We start from the raw sequence: 22228 nt of genomic DNA, 5'->3' as shown, positions 1-22228 counted from the left end.
AGGTAGTGGTTTCGGAGTCGGCCGGGCCGGTGTCGCGACCGGATCAGGCGGGCCGGTTTATGCGGCTTGCGCGGCGAGATGCCCGCGGCTGGTGCGGCGTTCGCGGAAGATCGGGATGCCGGCGGCGTCGGCCATGTCGGCACACCGGCTCGCGCCGCGGCTGGAATCGAGGATGAACGCCATGCATCCGTCGGCGCCGGCCTCGACCATGGCCCGGTTCCGCACCGGACCGGCCGCACGTCCCAGGCCCCGCCAGTCGGTCGGCCATGGATCGGTCGGGACCCCGTTGGCTCGTGCCCAGGTCTCGGCGATCGCGTCGGCCCCGGCGGGGCATGCGCCGTGCCGGATGATCAGGCCCGGGTGCCGCGCCAGGACCCCGTCCAGCCGGCGGGTGATCGTGGCGACGTCGTTCCACCGGCGAGAACCGGTCAGCAGCAGGCGGAACACCTCGATGCCCGGCGCCATGGGCATTGGTGGCGCCGCAGGTACCGACGAGATCGGGACCAGTGGCTCCCGGACCGGCGCCGGCGCGGCCTCGGTGCGCTGCGGTACCCAGACGATGCCCGGTCGCGGGTCGGTGCGGTGCCGGCGCCGCTCGCGGGTGGGCTCGTAGATCGTGCTGGCGCCCTGGCCCTGTTCCCGGGCCAGCATGTAGGCAGCGGTCTGCTGGCGGGCGGCCCAGTCCGCGGCGGTGAACCACTGCCCGTCCATCAGTCCGCCGACGCACGCGATCAGCTCCTCATCCGGCGTGAGGTGAGCATCCCCCGCTCCCGCCCTCGGCGCGCCCATCAGGCACCCACCTCGACCGGCACGGGCACGACGAACCCGACACTCGGGTGCCCGGCGTGGCAGACGTCGCACCGCCACAGCTCCCCGTCCGTGACCCATACCTGCTCGATCGCCTCACGGATCAGCTCGCGCCGCAGGAGGAAGTGCAGCCCGAAACCGCTATCAAGGTCCTCCAAGTTGGCTCCGCAGCGGTCGCAGGTCAGGAACACGCACCGGTGCGGCAGCAGACTCACGTGCACGCCGGTCAGGGCCTGGATGCCGTGGCCCTCGATCAGCTCGGCCCGCCCCTTGAAAGCCCGGATCGGGTCGCCGTAATGAGCGTCGAAGAACTCGGTGCCGATATCGGGGACCTCGTCGTTCCTGGCGCGCAGAACCCAGCAGCGGGCGGTCTGGATGCTCATGGGTCAGCTCCCCTGCACGACGAGAGCGTGCGCGAGCACGGCGATCATGGCCAGGGCCAGGGCGACCTTGGCAGTTACGGTGCTCTGCCGGGTGGCCAGGAACCAGACGGCCCGGGCGGTGCAACCCAGACCGAGCACGGTCAGGACCAGGGCAGCCAGCAGGATCTTCACGGTGAGGTGCTGGCGTACGAACCACAGGTCTTTCTCAGCGGCGATGATCACGAGCGTTCCTTCCGAAAGTCGTTGCCAGGGATCGAGCGTTGGGCGCCGGGGTGGGTGTCAGCTCTTCGACGTGGTCTCGGGACGGTCGTGGCGGGGGCAGGGAATCGACTCGGGGCACGAGTAGCGCGGAGTCAGACCGCGCGCGATGTCGCCGAGGATTTCCCACTCTTCATCGGGTTTCCCGCACTGTTGAGCGGTCGGGATGCTGCCGCACTCTTCACACATCGTTTTCTCCTGTTGGGTCGGGATGTTCAGCGCGGGTCGCGGGTGCGGCCGAATTCGCGGCGGGCGAGGTCCCAGAGCCAGCGCCCGACGCGCAGGCGGGCTCCGGTGCCCCGGCAGCGCCGGCAGGTGCGCCACGCCTTGCCGGACGGGGAGCGATGTCGGCCCGCTCCGTCGCAGGTCACGCACGCGGCGTAGGGCCAGATCCGACACGCCACCATGTAACCCAGCGTGACGACGGTGGTGGCCAGGGCTAGGAGTAGAGCGGGGCTCATAACGCCTCCTCAGTGGGATCTACGGCTATTTGTGCAGGTCAGGTCTAGGATCTAGGGGCCAGGTCAGGGCATGGGGGCGCGTCTAGGGGTGCCTCTAGCCCTAGAGGGTGCTGACCCCTAGGACCGAGGCTTGGGCCTTGCGCTTGGTTGTTACGTTCGGTGATGGATTGGGTTAGTCGTCGGTGTCGGTGGGGTCGCTGGTCTCGTCATCGTGGGTGGCGGCCTTGCGGGCTCGGACGGCGGCGCGGATCTCGCTGAGCTTGTAGCCGTTGCGGTTGACGCCGCCGCGGGAGACCTGTCCGGAGGTGATGTTGTAGGGCTTGAGGGCCCGGGTCAGGGCCGCCTCGTCGGCCATGCCGGCGTAGCGGTCGGGGTGAATGTCCTTGAGGCGGGCCAGGATCACGTACGCGTGGACCTTGGCCTCATCGCCGGGCCAGATGGCGGCCACGTCTTGCAGGACCGTGATGGTGATCTCCACCGGGGCGGCATCGCCGATCGCGGCGCCGCGCAGGGTGTCAGCGTCCTCGCGGCGCTTGCGGCCGACCGCGCAGGCCCGGGCGAACTCGGCCGGCATCAGCAGGTCGGTACGGGCGACCTGAAGGTCTCCACCCTTGCCGGTGCTGATCCCGCCGATGACCGCGGCGCCCTTGTGGCTCTCAAGGAAGCGGTCCGTGCGGTACCCGGTGGCTGAGATGTCCGATCCGAGAATGGCGTCCGAGCCCTGACGGGTCTTGGTCCGCAGCGCGATCCGGACGCTCATGATGTCCCGAAGGTCGGAGGGGATGACGTCCGCGGCCGGGCGCTGGGTGATCAGGATCAGGATGTACCCCGCTTTGGGGGCCGTCTTGGCCAGCCACACCAGCACTTCGAGCGCGGCCTTGCGGATCTCTTTGTTGTTCGCGCGCAGCAGGTTTTGCAGCTCATCCACGACGATGGCGTGCGGGCGCATCCCGTCCGCGGCCAGCGCCCGGGTCAGCTTGTCCTCGGGCATCTCCGCCGCGGACATCTTCCGGAACTTCGCCAGCCGCTCCCGGGCCTCGTCCCGGATCCGGTTCAGGATCGCCACGATCCGCAGGAGGTCTTCCTCCTCGTCCCCGGCCACGTAGTCCACCGCGATCTCCTGCGTGGGCAGCCAGTCACGGCCACCACCGCAGTCCAGCACCGTCAGGTCACAGTGCGGATCCAGGACCGCCGGCGCGACCAGGCACTTGGCCGCGAACGACTTGCCCGAGCGCGGCAGCGCCCCGACCAGGAACGAATTGAACATCAGCGTGGCCTTCACCGCAGCACTCAGGGGCGTGCGGGCCAGCGGGTTTGCCTCCCACACGGAGGCTTTCGGCAGGCGGGCCAGCGGGGAGCGGTGCGGCGGCAGCAGCATCGGGTCTTCATCGGCCACGTACAGGGACACCCGCCGAGACTTCCCGGCGACCGGTTCGGGGAAGACCTGCGCGGTGTCCACATCCAGGCCGGATGCGATCTTGTCCACCGCGGCGGCAGCATCGCCGGCGGTCTTGCCGTACGGCAGATCCACCACCACCTCGTAGCCGCGACCGTTCGCCGACCGGGCGATCGGCTGAGCCAGGGTCGGGCGGGTGTCCTCCTCGATCTCGTTACCGTTCTTGTCGACCTTGGCCACCGAACCACCCAGACCAGCGGCCTTCAGCGCCCGCATCACGATCGCGTCGGTCAGCTCCCGGTACCGGCCCGAGGCGGCCATCGCCGCCCCGATCAGGGGCCGGTCCTGGTCCGAGCCCACCCACGCCAGCGCCGCCACCGCGCCCGCGGCGGCCAGCGTCCCGCCCCCGGTCGGCAACTGCGACACCGCGACCGCACCGCCCACGGCCGAGACCACGGTGCCCGCGGCGACGGTCGCCAGCCGGGCGCGGACCCGGATCGAGCGGTTCTCCCGCAACTGGATGAAGGTGGCCGTGTCCATCTTCGTCCCCGAGGCCAACGCCTGCTCCAGGGCATCGGCGCGGGTGTCCAGCGCCCACCGTGTCAGGCCCGAGGTGATCCGCCAGACCCCCCGCGGAGCCCGCCACGCGATCCGTGCCACGTACGTCGGGATCCGGATCCCGTGAAACTTTGCCCGGTGCCACTGCACGTGGAACCACCAGCCGGCGACCGCCTTGCGGCCCTCCCCCGAGGCCAGCCACGCCGGAACGATCGGGCGCAGATCTTCGGCGCCGTCCGGGCCGAAAATCCTGTCCGGTTCCAGCACCGGCACGACCAGCTCACCGGACATCTCCTGTGGCCCTTCACCGGACATGTCCTGCGACATGTCCGGGTACGGCTCCAACGCAGCGCCGGTCAGGTCGTGAGCCCGCATCTCTTTACCGGCGCGGGGCATGCCGGTCAGAGGCATGCCCTGTTCCTGCATCTGCCGGTACAGCGCCAGCAGCTCCCGGACCGCCTCATCCGCCATCATGTCCGCGGCGGGGGCCGGGGAACCCCAGCTCGGCCCCGCAATCGTGTCCGCCTCGGCAACCGGTGTCACGTCATCGGCACCGGCCCGGTCAGCCAGGTCGGCGTCCGGGTCGGCGTCCGGCATCGCGTACGGGGACATGGCCAGAGCGCCATCGTTCTGCGGCTCGTCGCCCGCGGTGCCGGCCCGGGTCGCGCTCGTGTTGGGGCGCTCGTCCGGGTCGGGACGGCGGCCGAACGGCAGGATGTTCGCCATGATGCTCACTCCTTCTTGGTCATCCATCCGAAGCTGCTGAGAACTGCCGGGGGGCCGGGAATGCCGGTCAGGACCGGCGTCGGGCGCGTTGCGCGGTCGATCGGGCGGCGCCGTTCTTGTGGTGCGGGCACCCGCCCTTGGCGTTGCGGCAGGGCGTCCCGTCCTGGGTCGGCGCCCCGCACATGCCCCCGCGGGCCTGATCCTTCGGCGCTGTGGTCTGCTGGTCGGTCTGCGGGGCGGCCTGTTCGGTGGCCTGCGCTGATGACTCCTGCTCCTGCATGCGCATGAGCCGTAGCTCTTCGAGCGCCGCGAACGTTTCTAGACCGCTTCGTAATTGGGCATGCCGCTCGTCAATCTCGGTTGCACTGAGGCCGCTCGCCCGCCACTGCTGGATTGCCCGGATCTCCTCCTGCTGCTGCCGGGCCTTTAGCTGAGCCCGAAGCTCAGCCCGCTCCCGCCGGTGAGCCGTGGCCTTCACCGCCCAGTTCTGGGGATCGACCGGTTTTGCCTTGTGGACAATGTGCGACGCGCCGGCGCGCTTACCCTTCTGCCCTGTCGTTTTCCGGGCGCCGGAGCCGTTACGACCGGGTCGGGCACGGACATCTGCCGGGACCTTCAGCCCCTCGACCTCTCCGGCCGCGATCTTCCGGCGCCACTCCTGCCGCTGCGCCGTGCGCTCGGCGTCCCGGCGCTCCTTGGCCGCCATCTGCTCAACCTGCTTAGCTGTGTACCGGCCATTCTTCGTCTTCTGCGCGCGCGTTTTCGACTCCCACCGCGCGTTCTTACCCAGCTTCACCGACTGCTTGCCGGTCCGGCTGTTGTACGACCAGCCACCCACATGCCACGTCACGGTGCGGCCGGACTTGCCGTCACTGATCCGCACGAACGGCAACCGCAGCGCCTTGAACTTGAATGCCATCACGTTCCCCTTCCCTGAGTGTGTGATTCGCTGACCGGACCGACGGGGTTCAGGCGGCCGGGCTCTGCGCCGGGCTCTCGCTCGCGCCGTCGCCGTTCAGGTAGCGGCGAGTCGTGCGGTCCGAAACGCCCACCTGCTTGGCGATCTTCGCGACCGTCCAATCCGGGTGCTTCTCCCGCAGGCCCAGGACCTTGTCCCGCGTGCTCGTCGTGCGCCCCGGACGCCGGGACACGCTCGGCTTGACCGTCGGCGCCGGGGTGGCCGGGGTGTCCTGCGGCTCGGTGTCGGCCAGGGCCTCGGGACCGCTCTCGGGCGCCGCGTCCGCAACGGCCGTGATGGCGCGAGGGGCAGGGGTCGGCAGGACACCGCCCGGGGCCAGGGCGCCGGCCACATCGGTCACGGTCTCGGTCGGCCAGTCGGGGTGACGCTCGCGCAGCTCGTTCAGGATCACCGCGTGCTCGGTGCGGGACTCGGCCTCGTCCGGACCGTCTGGCTCCTGCACGCTGGTGCCCGGCTCGCCACCGACCAGCAGGGTCGGGGCCGGGTGAAGGATGTTCTGGACCACGGCGCGCAGGATGGTGTCCGGGGTCAGGTCACCGTTCTGGTCAGCCTCGTTCCAGCCGACGGCGACCAGCACCGCGGCAGGAGCAAGACTGCCGGCGCGTAGCTGCCGGTTCACGACGCGCCGCACCCGGCGGGCGTCCTTGCGGGCGTTCGCCTTACGCGGCAGAGACAGGGACAACGCCTCCCGAGCCGCCGCAGCCGTTCCCACGCCGATGCGGGCCTGCGTCGCATCGGCCACGCCGGTACGGGCCATCAGCAGCCGGGTCCGGGCCGACTCGATCGGCGCCGACAGCCACAGCGCCGACGCAATGCCCGTGCCCTGGCCGTGGGCGGCCTTCCACTGCCCGAGAACCTGCTTACCGGTCAGCTCGACCAGTACCGCCCACACCGCCGGCGCCGTGATGTGCCAGGGCACCTCACCCAGCTCGGCCGCGGCCAGGGCGTTCAAGACCAGCGTCCCGGCCACGCCGCAGTGCGCGGTCAGGCGCCAGCCGTTCATCGGCCGGCCGATCTTCGCGCCGGCCACGTATTGCAGCGAGGCACCCAGGATCAGCAGGTCGACCAGCAGCGGGAACCCCGCCGCCAGGAACGACCCGAACGTCGGCTCCGCCGCCGTGTACAGGCTCTGGTACGACAGGACCGCGCCGATGACCGCGACCGGCACCAGCACGATCCGCGCCCACACCCCCAGCCGCTGAGCCTGCCGGGCCAGCGTCGCCGCGGCCTCGGAACCCGCGTCCTGCGTGGCGTTCTCCATGATCAGTCCTTCCCTTACATCGTGCGGTTGAGGGGACGGTGCGGACCGGGGTCTGTGCCGTAGGCTGAGCGGGCCCTGTTGCTGTGAGAGTGGCGGAGCACCCGGCCGGTCAGGTGGTTGCACACCTGACCGGCCACCCTGCTGTTCAGCCGACCGAGGCCGGTGACGCGGGCGGAGCTACGTCCACTTGGCGCCCCAGGTCTTGCCCTGGCGCTTCAGGTGCTCGGTGACGTTCCCGCGAACCTCGGCCAGCTCGGCCGGGCTGAAGGTGGCAAGGATTTTGTCCAGGTTGCCTGACCGCTCGGCGGACTTGAGGATGGCGTAGCTCGCGGCCTGAGCATCGGGATTGTCCATAACGGGGCTCGCTTTCAGTTGAAATGGGCTGGCTGCGTGCTGGTTACCTGCCCTGAGCCGGGCCGTTACTGGAGTTGTGCTGCACCTGGTTGTGGACATTCGCGAGGTGCGTGGCCTCGGCGCCGGAGTGGTTGTTGAACTGCACGTCCGGGCAAGCGGAGCAGTTGATACCCATGCTGGTCTCCATTTCGGTTGTGAGAGTGGCTATTTCTGTGGTTCTCCGGTCCGGGGTGGTTGCACACCCGCGGGCGGAGCTGGCGTCAGGAGCGGCGGCGCTTCTTGCCGCTGGTGCGGACAGTGGTGGAGAACTTGTCGGACGTGCCGTTGATGGTCACCGTGCCGCTGACACCCCGCAGAACGGTGGTGAAACCGGTTCCTTTCACGGTGATGTCGGCGTTCTCGTCCTCGTCGCCGGTGTCATCGACGCGCTTTCCGTTGATCCAGATGTCGGCCATGTGCTTCCTCCGTGATGCGTTGGGGGCGGGCAGTGCTGATCGGGTGCTGATCGGGGGGCGGTTGGGGGGTGAGGTCTAGCGGCCAAATCGGCGCGGGAGGCGGTGGATCGGGTGATCGCTCTTGACCTGACTGTTGATCAGGACATCGCGCGTCTGCTTGCAGGTCGGGCACCAGAACTGCATCGGGAGGTCGGTGTCGACGATGATCACGTGGCGGCACTCCAGCAGGGCGCGGAACGTTTCCTTGGCCATCAGCGCCGGCCCCCGAGCTTGCGGTCGTCCGCGCCGCAGCACGGGCACACCGCCGGGTTGCTCGGGCGGCACGCGCAGTTGCAGCTGAGGCACAGTCCGCCCTGATGGGTGCACCGGCAGCGGCCACATCCGCGCGGCGTGGTCTTGGTCTTCTTCCCGAAAGCCATGACGGGTCTCCTTCTGCTCAGAGGGACATGAGGAGTGCGGCGATGAAAAGCCAGCCGATGTGCCAGGACTGGTCCAGGGCGTAGGCGCCGGTGCCAATCGTCGGGTTGTCGTCGTGGCCGGGGCGGGGTGCTCCCAAGCGGTAGAACTTGCTCTTGCCCGGGATCAGGTCGGCCAGGGCGGCCAGGGTGTGTCGGCGGTCGGCCCAGTAGTGCGATGCCGCGTCCACGGCCATGCCCAGGGCGACGGCCGGCAGGGTGAGGCTCAGGCCCGTCACCTGCACGACGGCCAGAACGGCCATGGCCTTGGTGAGGGTGAGCCAGAAGACGTGGTTGGCGCAGGCGGTGTGTCCGGCGCGGCCGGGCTTGCCCTTGGTGGCGGCGTCGTGGTCGCTCTGGACCCAGTGGTCACCGACCTGATGGGCGGCGTACAGGGCGCAGAACAGCGCGGCGAAGGTGGCGGGATCGGTCATGATGGGGGTGCCCTTCCTCTGGATTGCTGGTGGGTGGGGTGCCCTGCCGGGCTGGGAGCTGTAGGAGGCGGTCAGCCCGGCAGGTGCGGCTACTGCAGGAAGTCGCTCAGGAACTCGACGTGGGCGGGGAACACGGCCCCGGCGAACCGTGCGCGCAGGTCAGTGACCATGTCGGCGTAGGAGTTGGCGCGGATCCACTCCGCCCGGCGGGCGTCGTCCGAGCCCGTCACCTCCGGCAGCCCGTGGCCCAGACCGTTCAGGTTCAGGTGGGTCCGCGAGATCACGGTGACCGCCCAGGCCTCGTCACTGGCCCGCGGGTCCGGCACCAGCCGGGGCGCGAACGGAGTGAACGCATCGGCCGGCAGACCCAGCCCGGTCTCTTCGGCCAGTTCCCGGGATGCGGCCTGCACCGGCGTCTCGCCGGCCTCGATACCGCCACCGGGCACGGCCCACCCGTGACCGTCGCCGCGCCAGATCAGCAGCAGCCACCGTTGCCCGTCGCCCAGGTCGGCCGTGACCAGCGCATCGGCCATCGCGGACTCACCCCAGCGACCCATCTCGTTACGGCCCCGGTGAATACCGGTCGAGGCACCCGGGATGCACGGGCGGCCGGCGACCACGGTGAACGGGATCAGAGCGTTCGCTTGCCGGGTCGGCCAGTCGATGTCGGCCGGGTCGTTCTCCGGGTCGGCCCACCCTTCGGCCACGCCGACGGCCAGTTCATCGGCCGTGAGGTCACGCTCGACCAGCGGAGTGCGCCATGAAGAGGTCACGTTCAGGGCCTGACCGGCGTACATGCCGTACCAGTTGAGGACGGACACGATCTCGTCCGGGGCGGAGTGCTCCTGCTCGGTGTGGGTGCGCTGCGTGCGGCACAACGCGGTCGGCAGCAGCCGGGCGGCTAGCCGGTAGCCCAGGTCCTCGTCCCCGTTGAGGTGGATGTGGATCCCGCGGTAACCGCAGTCCGCGGTGATGACCTTGGCCGGGTCCCAGCCCGGCAGGCTCTGCGCCTCGTGCAGAGCCGACCACAGTGTGGCCAGGCGCGGGAGAATGTCGCCCTCGGCCTGCCACTCGGCGTCGCTGTACTGGCTCCGCCCCTCGCAGAATCCCTTGCCGTCGCCCTTGCACATGGTCAGGCCACCTTTCCGAATCGCTCGATCACGTTGGTGTTTTCGTTGGTGATGTCGTCGGCCGGGCCGAAGTGGCAGTCCACGCACTCACCCAGCCGGGACGGGATCCGGTACCCGGCGTCCCTCTCGCAGGTGGGGCAGATGCGCTGTGCCCGGTTCGCCGCGGCCAGGGCCCGACGCTTGGCCCGCGTCATCGGCCGCTTCGCCTTCGCCGTGGACACGTCGTACAGGTAGGCCACCCACCGACCCCGGGGCCGGGCCAACGCGGCCACCGGCTGATGACCGCCCGGCCGCAGGCCCATCGCCGAAAGCTGACGCATCGTGGCCAGACCGGCCGGCGCGAGACCGTAGCGGTAGGTCACCCACTCACCCGACCCGATCGGCATCGCCCGGTGATCGAGGGTCACCCCGACCGGGCCACCGATCCCGGCCACCGTGCGCGCCAGCGCCTCGGCAGCATCGGCGCCGATCTCCCGGGCCGACATCAGCACGCCACCCCGGTGTCATGCGCCAGCAGCAGGCCATCCGCGCGACCCCGATCCACCCCGTGCTGGATCCGCTCGTTCTCACAGTGCACCTGAACCACCCGCCACTGATCCGCCGGCGGAACCGACTCATCAGCCCCGCCACGATGGACAGCAGCACCCGTGATCGAGCCAACACTCACCAGCAGCAGCACAGCAACGGCAGCACGCTCACCCGACGTCCGGGCGCTCACGCCGCATCTCCCAGAAAGGCAGGAGCAGACGAGTTCGTGAGTGCACGCACCTCACGAAGGGCTTCCGCCTTCTCCGCTTCCGCACGACGCAGCAGGCAGCGGCCGAATTCCGTTGCCATGTCGTCAATTCGGGCGATAGCGATCTCAGCGTCGACTACGCGCAGCTCAGCAGCGGTCAGGGGCGCTTGAGCCTCGATCCGTTGCAGCTCCTGTGCGGTTGGACCGTCCTTAATATGCATCGGTTCCTCCGTCGTTGGTGGTGATGGCGGAAGCGGCGGACTTCGCACGCCCCGTGACCGGCTGATGTGAACTAGCATGCACTAGTACGCTCTAGGTTGCAAGAGGTCGTATTAGCTTGCGCTGACATGTAGACTTGGTGTATGAGCCTGGCTGCCAATGACCCGCGCCCGCCCTACGTTCAGGTCGCCGATGAGCTACGTAAGGACGTGGCCAGCAACGTCCTGCCGGCGGGAGAGCGACTGCCGTCTATCCGGGCGCTTGCCAATCGGTTCGCTGTGGCGCAGATGACGGTGCAGAACGCTTTGCGCTTGCTTCGCGAGGAGGGCGTGATCGAAACAACGCCTAACCGAGGAAGTTTCGTCACACGGAAACGGCCAGAAGCTGGGGGGGACGCGCTTACGGCCCTTGCGGAAGAAGTTCGATCGTTGCGAGAGGACTACCAACACCTTTCTTCGCGACTTCAGGCCCTCGAAGGCCGGGACTAGCTCGCTTACGTTGTGCCGGGAACATGATGAGAACAGTGCACTGAAAGCACACGTTCCGGGCAGTGACACTTTCTGGACACGTAGGTGACAAGTGGTGACAGGCAGGTTGTCACTGTCGCTAGTCACCCATGCTCGACACGATGGATACCTCGCTCGCATTGCCAAAGAAGGGGACGATACGTGAGTGACAATCGACCGCACTGGGCACAGCGAATTACCGTCGAGCGCAACATTCGCGGGTGGTCTCAGCAGGCCGCTATAAATGCAATGCGACTTCATTCGGATCGGGAACTACCGGATGATGCCAGTCTGCTTAGGCAATGGAAGAGGTGGGAGGCGGGAGAGACAATTCCTGGTGAGCGCTATCAGGCTCTTATTGCGTCGACCTTCGGAACCGTCACGCGTGCACTTTTTCCTCTCGCGGGTCATCGCAACGGAAATGCGGAAGTTGCCTCGGTTAGTGGCATGGAGACTCTGGAAATTGTCAATCGGATGCAGCGTTCCGATGTCGACAATGCCACCCTCGATGCCCTCCGGATAACGGTTGACCGGCTGTGTTCCGAGTACGCCTACCTGCCAGCGGAACAACTTCTAATGGAGGGGCGGAACTGGCTGAATCGTGTCGCCGCTCTCCAAACCCAGCGTCTTACCTTGACGCAGCATCGCGAGGTTTTGACCTTGGCCGGCTGGCTAGCCTTGCTTATCGGATGCGTTGAATACGATCTGGGGGACCGGCGAGTCTCGGAGGCAACCCGTAAATCGGCGCTTTCCCTTGGAGCCGAATCGGGCAACGCTCATATCTCTGGGTGGGCCTACGAAATGCGTGCCTGGGCGGCCCTAACCAGTGGGGACTATCGAGGTGTGGTTGCGGCGGCCAAGGCTGGCGGTGAAATTGCGGCTGACCAAAGCGTGGCTGTCCAGCTCTTCGGGCAGGAAGCCAAGGGCTCGTATCGGTGATCGCCGGCAAACGGAGGTTGCCCTAGACAAGGGTCGTAAGTTGTTAGAGAGAATGGATCATCCCGAAAACCTCGATAACCACTTTGTGGTCGATCCGGCAAAGTTTGATTTTTATGCCATGGATTGCTATCGAACACTCGGTGAAGACGCGCTAGCGGAATCGCTTGCCCATGAAGTGATTCGGGCGGGAACCGATTTTGATGGGACAGAACGCTCGCCAATGCGAATTTCCGAAGCCCGCATCACTCTTGGCGTGGCTGCGGCTCGACAGGGCGACTTGGATTCAGCTGTCGCGTACGGACAGCATGCTCTGATTGGCGAGAGGAAGTCGCTCCCCTCCTTGCTCATGGTGAGCCGTGACTTGGCCACGGTTGTCAATGAACGATACTCAGCGGAAACGGCGGGTCAGGAGTATTTGGACAACCTGCGATCGCTGGCAGCGCAGCGATAGCTACCGTACGAGGGTCCGCGACTCGGTTCGGGGCCCAGGGAGAATCTGGAAGATGATCTAGGTATGCATTCTCCGGCAGCCTCACACAGACCAACGCACGCCGACGGCTTGAACTGCCGCTTTTCGCTACCCCTGTTGCCCCTTGTATTGCTACCAGACTGGAGCGCAGGGTGCCTTAGGCCCAAGTCGTGTCCGCCCGGCCACGAGAATCGACCTCTTAGTCGGCGAGTGCGTCGGGGCGCCGCACATCATGAGCGTGAACTCGCGCCCGGCACGCCAAGCATTGGTGACAAGCGACACCGAAATGACGTTCAGCTGCGAAAACGGCTAGTTCATCGTCCTGGGGGTCTCGGGCCATTACTCCCAGGATATAGACAAAGTCGGAGCCTCCGAAACGAATATCTCTCGACTCATACAGCGCTGAGCGTGGCACCTATAACATCATCTAGCGATGATGTTATAGGTGCCAGCAGCTACCGTGCTCCCGGCCAGCAAGTACGGTGGCGGCCTCTGATCCGGAGGGGGCTGTTAGTGGGGCCACACATCATAAGCGCTGCCTCGCGTCCAGTGGCCACGCACGACATCCGCACCCCATTGATCTTGCAGCAATAGCTGACCCAAGGTCCTGGAAGCTTGAGCATGATTGCTGTATAGAATCTGGCGCTAACCTGTACCCCTCACTCGCCGAACCAATCTGGGTCAATTCTTTTCGTGGCTTCGATTAGTGCATCAAGGTGGCCACAGCGATCAAGGAATTCTTCCCAAAGCTTTCCACCCCGCAAGTCAACTTTTTCTGCGATTGCGACATAGCCGCGGATCTTTTCTATTGAAATATCTTCAGTTTCGCCGCCACGGCGCAGTATTAACGCCTGCGATGAGATAGGGTAAAACATCCACGTGGCATGAAGAAGTTGATTACGCCACTGCATGACCTTCCTGGCGTCAGTTATCCATTTCGAAATAGGATCCAGCAAGTCGAAATATCGCGAGTCTGGATTCTTCAGACGATTGATTAAAACCTGATTAGCAAGTTGGGCCAGACCTGAAAACTGCTGACGTTTCACTACGGTATAGCCGACCTCGCTAGAATCGGGAGAGACTAGAAGAGCCGTCAAATCCGCCATGTGTCGTTCGATGGAACCGGCAAGAATCGCCAGGCGGCCTATTTCCGATAGATGGATGTTTTCACTATCAGACATTTCCTATCTCATCCACAGACGGATTGTTAATCTACGAAACGTGCGTACATCCAGTCTTTTATGTCACTCACAAGCTCCATATAACTGGTGAGCTGCCCTCGACCTCCTGTGTAACTCTGCCCATGCGCCACCTTATTGCGTATCTCTAGTAGGTTTTTGAGCGTCGAGGTCCGTAGGCCATCAGACAAAAAGTTTTGAAACTCCGTCTTCCAGGGATCATCAAATCTTTTTATTAATCCCTTGAATTGCTCGGGGGTAAGATTAGGTGCTTTCCAGAACCAGGAACCGTAAAAATTTCGCGCGTGTCCTCCGAGTAGTTCGCGCATATATCCCGAAATAGTCAGAAATACAAGCTGTTCCAGAAACCCTGCCATGCGGATACAGAGGTAGAGATGCATGTCGGCCTGGATAGAGGGCGGTGTGATTGACAAATTCTGCTGAAAATCGGCAAAACTATCAGTCAAGTTTTCGTAAAGTAGATCCACCCGCTCTCGTGCATCCTGCCGCGTATTCGGCGGAGCCGTGGCGCTGGTATCAGCGGTCATTGCGCATCGCTAAAAGCCAGGTAGGCAACTTTGAGTCGCTGTAGGACCATATCCTTATGGGAAGTACTATCCGAGATTGCCTTCTTATAATCGTCGTCTTCCAGAAGGCTGCTATACGCTGCGCCAATGTCATCAATGGCTATAAGCGTCCCCCGCTCCATATTGAGCGATATAGCCGTGAGTAACGCATCTGTATGCGCTGCATTTACCTGCGAGCCGCCGCGAATCTTGAGTGCTCGCGGGCCAATCTGTTGAACAATTAAATTACAAGTGAGACCGAAGTAGTTCGCCGCCGAACGCACTTCCTCATCCAGTTCCACATGCTGAGCTAGATAAGAATTTAAGAACGTCGCCATTGGTGGCCGATAGAAATTGGGAGGAATGGCAGTATCCTTGCCGTTCTCCAGGAGGAACTCGCTTTTAGCGGCTTCTTCGTCCCACCCAAACTTTGATAGCCGTTCAGCAATTGGCCGTAGCGCAAAGTGTCGGAGAATTAGCTCATTATCTTTCAATCGACTATGCGGTTTAGGCGAGAACAGCTCACGCCAATCCGGCGAGTGGTTAAGCTCTCTAATCTCATTGATAACAACACCACTGTACAGGGCCACTCGGATTTCATGGCTTTGGAGATTGGTACCGCCACTGTTAATCCTCTCAAACAATGCATAGACGCCTGCCATATTGTGGTTTTTCGGCACGACGACAGTTGCTTGAATGAACGTGTTGCTGAAAAGATTTTTTTCTGTGGCGCCTAGGCCATCGTAGGTTAGCCTTTTGAACTTTTCACCGACCGCGGCGAGGCGAAAAACTCGCTCCTGTTCTCCTTGCCAATAGCGACCAGAATAGAATAGCTGAAGCGTGCGCAATCGCTGTTGGCCATCAAGCACGAGATAAGTTCTATCGGGACGTTCGACCAGGAAAATGCCTGGCACTGGATACCCTAAAAGAATGGATTCAATAAATCGATCCATTTGCTTTTTCGTCCATACAAATTTACGCTGGAAACCGGCCACTCCTTCCGAGGTCTCCACGGCAGGATCAAAGTTTGGTATAACAAAATTGCCATTATTGAGGCGCCTAATTAACCCGTCAACATCGAAGTCTGCACCAAAATATCTCAGCGCCTCTTGAGCAGAAATGGGGTCTTCATCTACTTCTCCCGCTTCGGGATCGTAAACCTTCTCGTCGTCAGATCCCTGCGCTGCCTCCGCCTCTAAAACACCTGGTTCTGTATCAGAGTCTGTGTCGTCGCTGTAGTCGCTCACACGGCAACTGTAGCCAGGTGATCGGCCTTACGGCGACACTATGGGAGTTGGGGTGCGTGTCTACGCCAGCACGCACGATTAATGCACGCGATTCAACGACGATCGACCGCAAACGACCACGGGCCGATCTACTAGACGGAGCCAAGGCGCTGAGGTCAGGGCTCATACGATAAGCCTCCACAGCCATCCACCAACATCGACGGTGTCTCGCAGGGTTACTGGTTCAAGTCCAGTGGGGGGAGCTTCACTGACAAGAGGGATCCCGCGAGGGTCCCTTTCGTCGTTTGGGGCCCCAAACCCAGACCGGGGAAGATCCGTGCGGATACGACGCACGGATCCTCCCCGATGACGGTCAGCCTCGCCAGGGGCCGATCATGGCCTTCATCGAGTCGGTCAGGGCCGACTGCAGCAGCGGGCCGTAGGTGATGCGCCCGACGCCGAGGCGGGCGAAGCGGGCCAGGTCGTGCTTGACCGGGTGGGCCGTGGAGTTGACCGGCACCGAAATGGCTTGCACAACAGCGGTGAGCAGCTCGTCGTTGTCCTGGATCTTCACCGGGTAGACGCTGTCGGCGCCGGCCTCGACGAGTGCCTTCAGACGCACGATCGCCTCGTCGGCCACCGCGGCGTGGTCGGCGGCGTGGGCGAACAGGTCGGTGCGGCCGTTGATCCACACGTTGACGCCGGCCTTGTCGGCGGCCGCGCGCAGGCCGGCGATGTAGTCGGCGTGCTCCTGGGTGGTGCGCACGCGCCCACCCTCGGAGTGCACGGTGTCCTCGATGTTCAGGCCCACGCCACCGGCGTCGAGCAGGCCCTCGATGAGGGCTTCGGGGCTCTGGCCGTAGCCGGACTCCAGATCGACCGAGACCGGGACGCCGACGGCGGCGATGATCGGGCGGACCGCGTCGATGACCTCGGCGAAGGTCTGCCCCTCCTGGTCGGACGCGCCGCGGGAGTCGGCGAGGGGGTGACTGCCGATGGTGAGCGCCTCGAACCCGGCGGCCACCGCGGTTCGGGCCGACCAGGCGTCCCACACGGTGGGGAGTACCAGGGGGCGACGGGCGTGCAGGGTGCCCAGCGTCTCGGCGCGGGCGGCAAGTGAGTCCTTCATGCGCACACCGTGCCCCCTCCATCCCGGCGTCGCGCGTCGAACACGCCGAACCGGCAAGGATCACCGGGCCCGCTCGTTGAACAGCACCGTGCCCTTACCCGCCCGTTTGGCCTCGTACATCGCCTGGTCGGCCGCGTGCAGCAGTTCGGGGCCGGTGTCCCCGTCGGTGGCGACGGCCACGCCGATGCTCGCGCCGACGCGGGCCCGGGTCCGGCTGAGGTCGAACTCCCGGGAGATGGAGGCGAGCACGCTGCGGCCGATGCGCATGGCGGTCTCGATGTCGGGCACGCCCGCGCAGAGCACGGCGAACTCGTCACCACCCAGCCGGGCGACCACGTCACTCGAGCGCACCGAGGCCGCGATCCGGTCGGCCACCTGCACCAGCAGCTCGTCGCCGGCCCCGTGGCCCTGGGAGTCGTTCACCGCCTTGAACCCGTCCAGGTCCAGATAGAGCATCGCCACGTAACCCTTTCGGCGTTCCCGGAGCTCCCGGTCCAGCTGACGATGCAGATGCAGACGGTTCGGCAGGCCGGTCAGGGAGTCGTGGGCGGCCTCGTGCTGGAGCTGCTCGGTGAGTTCCTTGCGGGCGGTGATGTCTTCGACCAGCACGATCAGGTACGCGTCACGGTCACCGTCGGGGCGCACGGCCGACATCGACAGACGGCCCCATTGATGGCCCCCGGCGGGGCGGCGCAGGCGGCGCTCGACGACCAGGGCGTCGCGGCGGCCGGTCATCATGTCGGCCAGGTTCGTCATCGACTCCTCCCAGTGCTCGTCGTCGCCCAGGAAGTCACCGATGCCGGCCGCGAGCATGTACTCCGCGCTCACCCCCGCGAATTCGCACAGGGCCTCGTTGACCCGCAGGAAGCGACCAGGATCGGCGGTCGACAGCGAGACGATCGCCATGCCCATCGGTGAGGTGTCGAAGGCCAGCCGGAACCGGTTCTCGCTCTCGGCCAGGTTCTCCCGGGCGCTCAGGACCGAGGTCAGGTCGGTGATCGCCCCGATGAAACCCCTGGGCGTGCCGTCGGACAGGAGCTGGATGGTGATCGTGAGATGCCCGGGGAAAGTGGATCCGTCCTGACGCAGGAAGGTGTGCTGCCCGCTGTAGGTGCCGTCCCGCGCGAGCGTTTCAGCGATCAGTTCCCGCTGATCGGAACCGCTCTCGTCCCGGCGCTCCAGATCGTCGGGGGCGTGCACGTCCCAGGCGTTCATCGTGCCGATCACCTCGTCGGCGCGGTAGCCGAACAGGTTCTCCGCGCCGACGTTGAAGAACGAGATGATGCCGTGCGGCCCGCTCGTCCCCATGATCGCCGTGCCGGTGACTGCGTCCAGCACGGCGGTCAGTTCGTCGTGCACCCGTTTCAGCTCGGCGGCGGCCGCCCGGGCCTGGGTGACGTCCTGAACGATGGTGAACACGTCACTCACCGTCCCGCCGGGCCGGCGTTCGGCCAGCGAGCGCAGCACCACGTCGCGCACCTCGTCGTCGGTCCGCACGATCCGGTACTCCAGGGTCGAGGCCTCGCCCCGTTCCGCCAGGGCCCCGACGTCGGCGGTGACTCGTTCCAGGTCGTCGGGATGGATGTGGGTCAGGTACTCCTCGGGGCTCGGCCGCGCCTTGTGCGGATCGGTGCCGAGCAGCAGGTGCAGCCCTTCGCTCCAGACGGTGCGGCCGGTCGTGGGGTTCCAGCGGGCCGATCCGATCCCCGCGATCCGCTCGGCCTTGTTCAGGTCCCCTGTGCGCTCGTGCACCAGCTGCATCGTCCGTTCCCGCAGGCGCCCGGCCATGGAGGTCACCATCGCGGTCAGGCACAGCACTCCCAGGGACAGCTGGAGAGCCATGAACCCTTCCGTCCCCGATTCCCGCGCCGCGATCTGCTCCGGGCCGTGGCCCGCACCGATCCCGGCCGCCGAGACGACCAGCACCAGGGCGGCCATCGTCCGCAGCGGACCGAGACGCAGCGCGCACCAGAGCAGCGGGAGCACCAGGATCGTCGCGCCGACCAGGTGCTGATGGGTGAGGAACACCAGCGACGCGGCGATCATCGTCACCACAATCTGAGCCAGCCATTCCAGGTTCGCCCGCCGGTTGCGCAGCAGCACGAGCAGTTCGTCGCGACTGACGCTCACCGCCAGGCAGGGTGAGACGACCATCAGGCCGAGCAGGTGATTACGGGCGAACTCGGACCACAGGCTCATGATCGTCCGGTCTCCGCTCGACCCGATCACGGCGAACACCACCGACGCGACGGCGCTTCCGGCGAGAACGCAGGCGAGCACGCGCACCGTGTCCATCAGCGACTCGTCCAGGGCGCTGCGAGGGCGTGTGCGCCGCAGCAGCAGGGCGATCATCAGGGTCTCGCACAGTCCCGCGATCAGCCCGGCGACGTTGACCGTGTTCAGCTCGTAGAGCAGCACGATCGGCGTCGACCCGGCCGCGAGGCCACCCACCATCCAGGGCCACAGCGGTCGGGAGCCGAAGACCAGGATCACCGCGCCGAACCCGGCCAGGGGCCACCAGACCGGTGCCCCCGCCGCCGGGTCGTAGAGCAGGTTGAGCCCGGCCCAGCCCAGGACGGCGGACGTCACGGCGGTCGCCATCAGGGTCAGGGAGCGAACGGCCAGCGTCGGCACCGCATCCCCCTGGATTCCCTGTCGTCGTCGTTCCGTGAGGAATCGGGGGCGGGCGGGGCGGGCCTGAGCGCTCGCGGGCGACTCACCCGGTCGGATCAGGCCCGGGCCACGCAGAGTGAAGCACCCATTGACGCTTTTCGTACCATTGCGCATGGCCACCACGACGTCCCGCGCGCCGCGTCCCGTTCCCCCCGCCCAGGCCGATGTGGTCGTGATCGGGGGCGGGGTGATGGGGCTGAGCACGGCCTATCACCTCGCCGCGGCCGGGGTGGAGAACGTGGTTCTGCTCGAGAGCGGTCAGCTGGGCAGCGGTTCCACCGGCAAGGCGGCCGGCGGGGTGCGGGCCCTGTTCTCCGACGAGGTCAACATCCGGCTCGGGCTACGGGGGCTGGAGACCCTGCGGCGGTTCGGGCAGGACTTCGGCCGGGACATCGACCTCGACATCAGCGGCTACCTCTTCCTTCTCGACAACGAGGCCGACCTGGCCGCGTTCGAGGCCGGGCTGGAACTGCAGAACGCGCTCGGCGTGCCCAGCCGGATGATCGACGTCGAGGAGGCCCGGCGCCTCTCCCCTCCGATCAGCACCGAAGGCCTGCGGGGTGCGCTCTTCTCCCCCGACGCCGGGCACTGCACGCCGGAGTCGGTTGTGGCCGGATACACCGGCGCGGCCCGGAAACTCGGCGTCACGATCCTCACCGGCACACCGGCGACGGGGATCTTCACCGAGGACGGCGAGATCCAGGCCGTGCTCAGCCCGGCCGGGCGGATCCGCACGAACACCGTGATCTGTGCCGCCGGAGCCTGGTCGGGCCGCATCGCCGACTGGGCCGGCGTGGACCTGCCGGTGCGTCCGCTGCGCCGCCAGATCGCCGTCACCACCGCGATTGCCGGCCTTCCGCCGGATCTTCCCTTCACCATCGACTTCGGCACCTCGTTCTACTTCCACCGGGAGGGGCCCGGGCTGCTGCTCGGCGGCACGGAGAAGGAGGACACCTGGGGCTTCGACCAGAGCCCGACGCAGGACTGGCTCGACGACCTGGCCTCGGCGATGGCCGCGCGGGTGCCCGGCCTGGGATCGGTGGGCATCCGGCGGGGCTGGGCCGGGCTCTACGAGATGACGCCCGACCACAACGCCCTGATCGGTGAGGCTCCCGGCCTGTCCCGCTTTCTCTACTGCACCGGTTTCTCCGGGCACGGCTTCCTGATGGGCCCGGCGGCGGGTGAGGTGATGCGCGACCTCTACCTCGGCGTGACCCCGTCCATTGACGTGAGTGGCCTTTCGGCAGAGCGTTTCACGAATGAGCGACTACGCCCCGAGCACAACGTGATCTGAGGAGTTCTAGAACTCCGGGGACATTTTGCCTGACCACGAACGAAGTAGGTAGGTACGTAGACGACCGAGGGAGAGCGACATGGCTACCAGCGCAAGCATTCCCGGAGCCGAGGTTCTGACCCTGCGGGCCCGCACCGCGGCCGAGCGCTGCGGGGTGCAGCCTGGCGCGCTCAGTGGGTCGCGGCCGGTGTTCTCGCCGGTCAACGGGTTGCCGATGGGTGGGGTGGAATGGAGCCCCGAAATTGAGGACGCCGTTGCCCGTTCGCGGGCGGCTTTCCTTGAGTGGCGGCGGGTTCCGGCGCCGGCGCGGGGTGCCGTGGTCAAGCGGCTCGGCGCGTTGCTGACCGGGCACAAGAGCGATCTGGCCACGCTGGTGAGCCTGGAGGCAGGCAAGATCACTTCGGAGGCGCTCGGCGAGGTGCAGGAGATGATTGATGTCTGCGACTTCGCGGTGGGCCTGTCGCGGCAGCTGTACGGGCACACCATGACCTCGGAGCGACCCGGGCACCGGCTGAGCGAGACCTGGCACCCGCTGGGCGTGGTCGGGGTGATCAGCGCGTTCAACTTCCCGGTGGCGGTCTGGTCGTGGAACACCGCGCTGGCCCTGGTCTGTGGTGACACGGTGATCTGGAAGCCCTCCGAGAAGACGCCGTTCACCGCGCTGGCCGCGAATGCGTTGCTGCGCCAGGCCCTGGTGGAGCACGGCCATCCGGAATACGTCGCCCAGCTGGTGCTCGGCGACGGTGAGCTCGGTGAGCAGCTGGCCGGGCATCCCGACGTCGCCCTGGTCAGCGCCACCGGCTCGACCCGGATGGGCCGCGAGGTGGGGCCGCGGGTGGCCCAGCGGTTCGGGCGCAGCCTGCTGGAACTGGGCGGCAACAACGCCGCGGTGATCACTCCCTCGGCCGATCTCGACCTGGCCGTGCGCGGAATCGTCTTCTCCGCCGCCGGTACCGCCGGGCAGCGCTGCACCACGATGCGCCGGGTGATCGCTCACCACAGCATCATCGACGAGCTCACGGACCGGCTGGCGGCGGTCTACGAACGGCTTCGGGTCGGCGACCCGACGACCGACGGGACCCTGGTCGGCCCGCTGATCGACGCGTCCTCAAGCTCCGCCATGTCGAAAGCCCTTCAGGAAGCCCAGGAACAGGGTGGAACAGTGATTGCCGGCGGCACCCGGGAACTCGAGAACCAGGCCCCGGAAGCCCATTACCGGCGTCCGGCGCTGGTGCGCCTGCCGGAGCAGACCCCGATCGTGTACGCCGAGACCTTCGCGCCCATCCTCTACCTGCTGCCCTACGACGACTTCGCCGACGCGATCGCGATGAACAACGCCGTGCCGCAGGGTCTCTCGTCGTCAGTATTCACCCGCGAGGTGGCCGAGGCCGAGCTGTTCACCTCGGCCGAGGGCTCGGACTGCGGCATCGTCAACGTGAACATCGGCACGTCGGGGGCGGAGATCGGTGGGGCGTTCGGCGGCGAGAAGGAGACCGGCGGTGGGCGGGAGTCGGGCTCGGACGCCTGGCGGGCCTACATGCGGCGAGCCACCAACACCGTCAACTACTCGGGCGAACTGCCGCTGGCGCAGGGGGTGGACTTCAGCGTCTAATGATTTCGTTGAAGGTTGAACTAT

Annotated in this window: 26 protein-coding genes; 5 read left to right on the top strand and 21 right to left on the bottom strand. The window is 66.1% G+C overall.

What is annotated here, in order from left to right:
* Window positions 1-57: 57 nt before the first annotated feature.
* The 16 genes from LR393_RS27395 to LR393_RS27325 form a co-directional block, all read right to left on the bottom strand.
* Entirely contained in the window at window positions 58-789 is a 732-nt protein-coding gene (locus tag LR393_RS27395; protein WP_231487775.1) for a DUF2493 domain-containing protein, read from the bottom strand.
* Window positions 789-1190 (bottom strand): hypothetical protein, encoded by a 402-nt coding sequence (locus LR393_RS27390; protein ID WP_231487774.1) that lies wholly within the window; start codon window positions 1188-1190, stop codon window positions 789-791. Before LR393_RS27390 ends, LR393_RS27395 begins: the two co-directional genes overlap by 1 nt.
* A gap of 3 nt (window positions 1191-1193) precedes the next feature.
* Window positions 1194-1412 (bottom strand): hypothetical protein, encoded by a 219-nt coding sequence (locus tag LR393_RS27385; RefSeq protein ID WP_231487773.1) that lies wholly within the window; start codon window positions 1410-1412, stop codon window positions 1194-1196.
* A 251-nt stretch (window positions 1413-1663) separates the two neighbouring features.
* Window positions 1664-1909 carry a DnaJ-like cysteine-rich domain-containing protein gene (locus LR393_RS27380; protein WP_231487772.1) on the bottom strand — a complete coding sequence of 82 codons (246 nt, stop codon included), beginning with the start codon at window positions 1907-1909 and terminating at the stop codon, window positions 1664-1666.
* Window positions 1910-2081: 172 nt separating this feature from the next.
* Window positions 2082-4589 carry an FtsK/SpoIIIE domain-containing protein gene (locus LR393_RS27375; protein WP_231487771.1) on the bottom strand — a complete coding sequence of 836 codons (2508 nt, stop codon included), beginning with the start codon at window positions 4587-4589 and terminating at the stop codon, window positions 2082-2084.
* Between the two features lie 67 nt (window positions 4590-4656).
* A complete protein-coding gene (locus tag LR393_RS27370; RefSeq protein WP_231487770.1) occupies window positions 4657-5508 on the bottom strand; it encodes a hypothetical protein in 852 nt (283 codons plus the stop codon).
* Between the two features lie 49 nt (window positions 5509-5557).
* On the bottom strand, window positions 5558-6829 hold the full coding sequence (locus LR393_RS27365) for a DUF2637 domain-containing protein (protein ID WP_231487769.1): 1272 nt from the start codon (window positions 6827-6829) through the stop codon (window positions 5558-5560).
* Between the two features lie 177 nt (window positions 6830-7006).
* Window positions 7007-7183, bottom strand: a complete 177-nt coding sequence (locus LR393_RS27360; RefSeq protein ID WP_231487768.1) for a hypothetical protein — start codon at window positions 7181-7183, stop codon at window positions 7007-7009.
* Between the two features lie 43 nt (window positions 7184-7226).
* Window positions 7227-7358, bottom strand: coding sequence for a hypothetical protein (locus LR393_RS35815; protein WP_269327976.1), 132 nt, complete (start codon window positions 7356-7358; stop codon window positions 7227-7229).
* Window positions 7359-7443: 85 nt separating this feature from the next.
* Window positions 7444-7638: a hypothetical protein gene (locus tag LR393_RS27355; protein ID WP_231487767.1), complete on the bottom strand. Its 195-nt coding sequence runs from the start codon at window positions 7636-7638 to the stop codon at window positions 7444-7446.
* A 75-nt stretch (window positions 7639-7713) separates the two neighbouring features.
* The gene (locus LR393_RS27350; RefSeq protein ID WP_231487766.1) at window positions 7714-7983 is read right to left on the bottom strand and encodes a hypothetical protein; all 270 of its coding nucleotides are present in this window, start codon (window positions 7981-7983) and stop codon (window positions 7714-7716) included.
* Window positions 7984-8074: 91 nt separating this feature from the next.
* Window positions 8075-8530, bottom strand: a complete 456-nt coding sequence (locus tag LR393_RS27345) for a transcriptional regulator (protein ID WP_407937364.1) — start codon at window positions 8528-8530, stop codon at window positions 8075-8077.
* Window positions 8531-8616: 86 nt separating this feature from the next.
* Window positions 8617-9657: an NUDIX domain-containing protein gene (locus tag LR393_RS27340; RefSeq protein WP_231487764.1), complete on the bottom strand. Its 1041-nt coding sequence runs from the start codon at window positions 9655-9657 to the stop codon at window positions 8617-8619.
* A 2-nt stretch (window positions 9658-9659) separates the two neighbouring features.
* A complete protein-coding gene (locus LR393_RS27335; RefSeq protein WP_231487763.1) occupies window positions 9660-10142 on the bottom strand; it encodes an RRQRL motif-containing zinc-binding protein in 483 nt (160 codons plus the stop codon).
* On the bottom strand, window positions 10142-10375 hold the full coding sequence (locus tag LR393_RS27330) for a hypothetical protein (RefSeq protein WP_231487762.1): 234 nt from the start codon (window positions 10373-10375) through the stop codon (window positions 10142-10144). Before LR393_RS27330 ends, LR393_RS27335 begins: the two co-directional genes overlap by 1 nt.
* Window positions 10372-10614: a DUF6284 family protein gene (locus tag LR393_RS27325; RefSeq protein WP_231487761.1), complete on the bottom strand. Its 243-nt coding sequence runs from the start codon at window positions 10612-10614 to the stop codon at window positions 10372-10374. The genes LR393_RS27330 and LR393_RS27325 overlap by 4 nt, the downstream gene beginning before the upstream one ends.
* 141 nt (window positions 10615-10755) lie before the next feature.
* Here LR393_RS27325 and LR393_RS27320 point away from each other — a divergent pair, with 141 nt between their 5' ends.
* The 3 genes from LR393_RS27320 to LR393_RS27310 all read left to right on the top strand — a co-directional run bounded on the left by LR393_RS27320 (window position 10756) and on the right by LR393_RS27310 (window position 12508).
* Window positions 10756-11100: a GntR family transcriptional regulator gene (locus LR393_RS27320; RefSeq protein ID WP_231487760.1), complete on the top strand. Its 345-nt coding sequence runs from the start codon at window positions 10756-10758 to the stop codon at window positions 11098-11100.
* Window positions 11101-11280: 180 nt separating this feature from the next.
* Window positions 11281-12057, top strand: a complete 777-nt coding sequence (locus tag LR393_RS27315) for a hypothetical protein (RefSeq protein WP_231487759.1) — start codon at window positions 11281-11283, stop codon at window positions 12055-12057.
* A gap of 52 nt (window positions 12058-12109) precedes the next feature.
* Window positions 12110-12508, top strand: a complete 399-nt coding sequence (locus LR393_RS27310) for a hypothetical protein (RefSeq protein WP_231487758.1) — start codon at window positions 12110-12112, stop codon at window positions 12506-12508.
* A gap of 677 nt (window positions 12509-13185) precedes the next feature.
* Here the strand turns inward: LR393_RS27310 and LR393_RS27305 are convergent.
* From LR393_RS27305 to LR393_RS27285, 5 genes are all read right to left on the bottom strand, one after another.
* Window positions 13186-13707, bottom strand: a complete 522-nt coding sequence (locus tag LR393_RS27305; protein ID WP_231487757.1) for a hypothetical protein — start codon at window positions 13705-13707, stop codon at window positions 13186-13188.
* 26 nt (window positions 13708-13733) lie between these two features.
* A complete protein-coding gene (locus LR393_RS27300) occupies window positions 13734-14252 on the bottom strand; it encodes a HEPN domain-containing protein (protein ID WP_231487756.1) in 519 nt (172 codons plus the stop codon).
* On the bottom strand, window positions 14249-15517 hold the full coding sequence (locus LR393_RS27295; protein WP_231487755.1) for a DUF262 domain-containing protein: 1269 nt from the start codon (window positions 15515-15517) through the stop codon (window positions 14249-14251). Before LR393_RS27295 ends, LR393_RS27300 begins: the two co-directional genes overlap by 4 nt.
* Before the next feature lie 352 nt (window positions 15518-15869).
* On the bottom strand, window positions 15870-16625 hold the full coding sequence (locus LR393_RS27290) for an isocitrate lyase/PEP mutase family protein (RefSeq protein WP_231487754.1): 756 nt from the start codon (window positions 16623-16625) through the stop codon (window positions 15870-15872).
* 60 nt (window positions 16626-16685) lie between these two features.
* On the bottom strand, window positions 16686-19259 hold the full coding sequence (locus tag LR393_RS27285) for a sensor domain-containing diguanylate cyclase (RefSeq protein ID WP_231487753.1): 2574 nt from the start codon (window positions 19257-19259) through the stop codon (window positions 16686-16688).
* A 151-nt stretch (window positions 19260-19410) separates the two neighbouring features.
* Here LR393_RS27285 and LR393_RS27280 point away from each other — a divergent pair, with 151 nt between their 5' ends.
* Together LR393_RS27280 and amaB are read left to right on the top strand one after the other, a co-directional pair.
* A complete protein-coding gene (locus LR393_RS27280; RefSeq protein WP_231487752.1) occupies window positions 19411-20592 on the top strand; it encodes an NAD(P)/FAD-dependent oxidoreductase in 1182 nt (393 codons plus the stop codon).
* A 79-nt stretch (window positions 20593-20671) separates the two neighbouring features.
* Window positions 20672-22204 carry an L-piperidine-6-carboxylate dehydrogenase gene (gene amaB, locus LR393_RS27275; protein ID WP_231487751.1) on the top strand — a complete coding sequence of 511 codons (1533 nt, stop codon included), beginning with the start codon at window positions 20672-20674 and terminating at the stop codon, window positions 22202-22204.
* The last annotated feature ends 24 nt before the right edge of the window (window positions 22205-22228 follow it).

The organism is Kineosporia mesophila, from assembly GCF_021129235.1.
Lineage (GTDB): Bacteria > Actinomycetota > Actinomycetes > Actinomycetales > Kineosporiaceae > Kineosporia > Kineosporia mesophila.
This window is presented reverse-complemented; position numbering and strand designations above follow the sequence as displayed.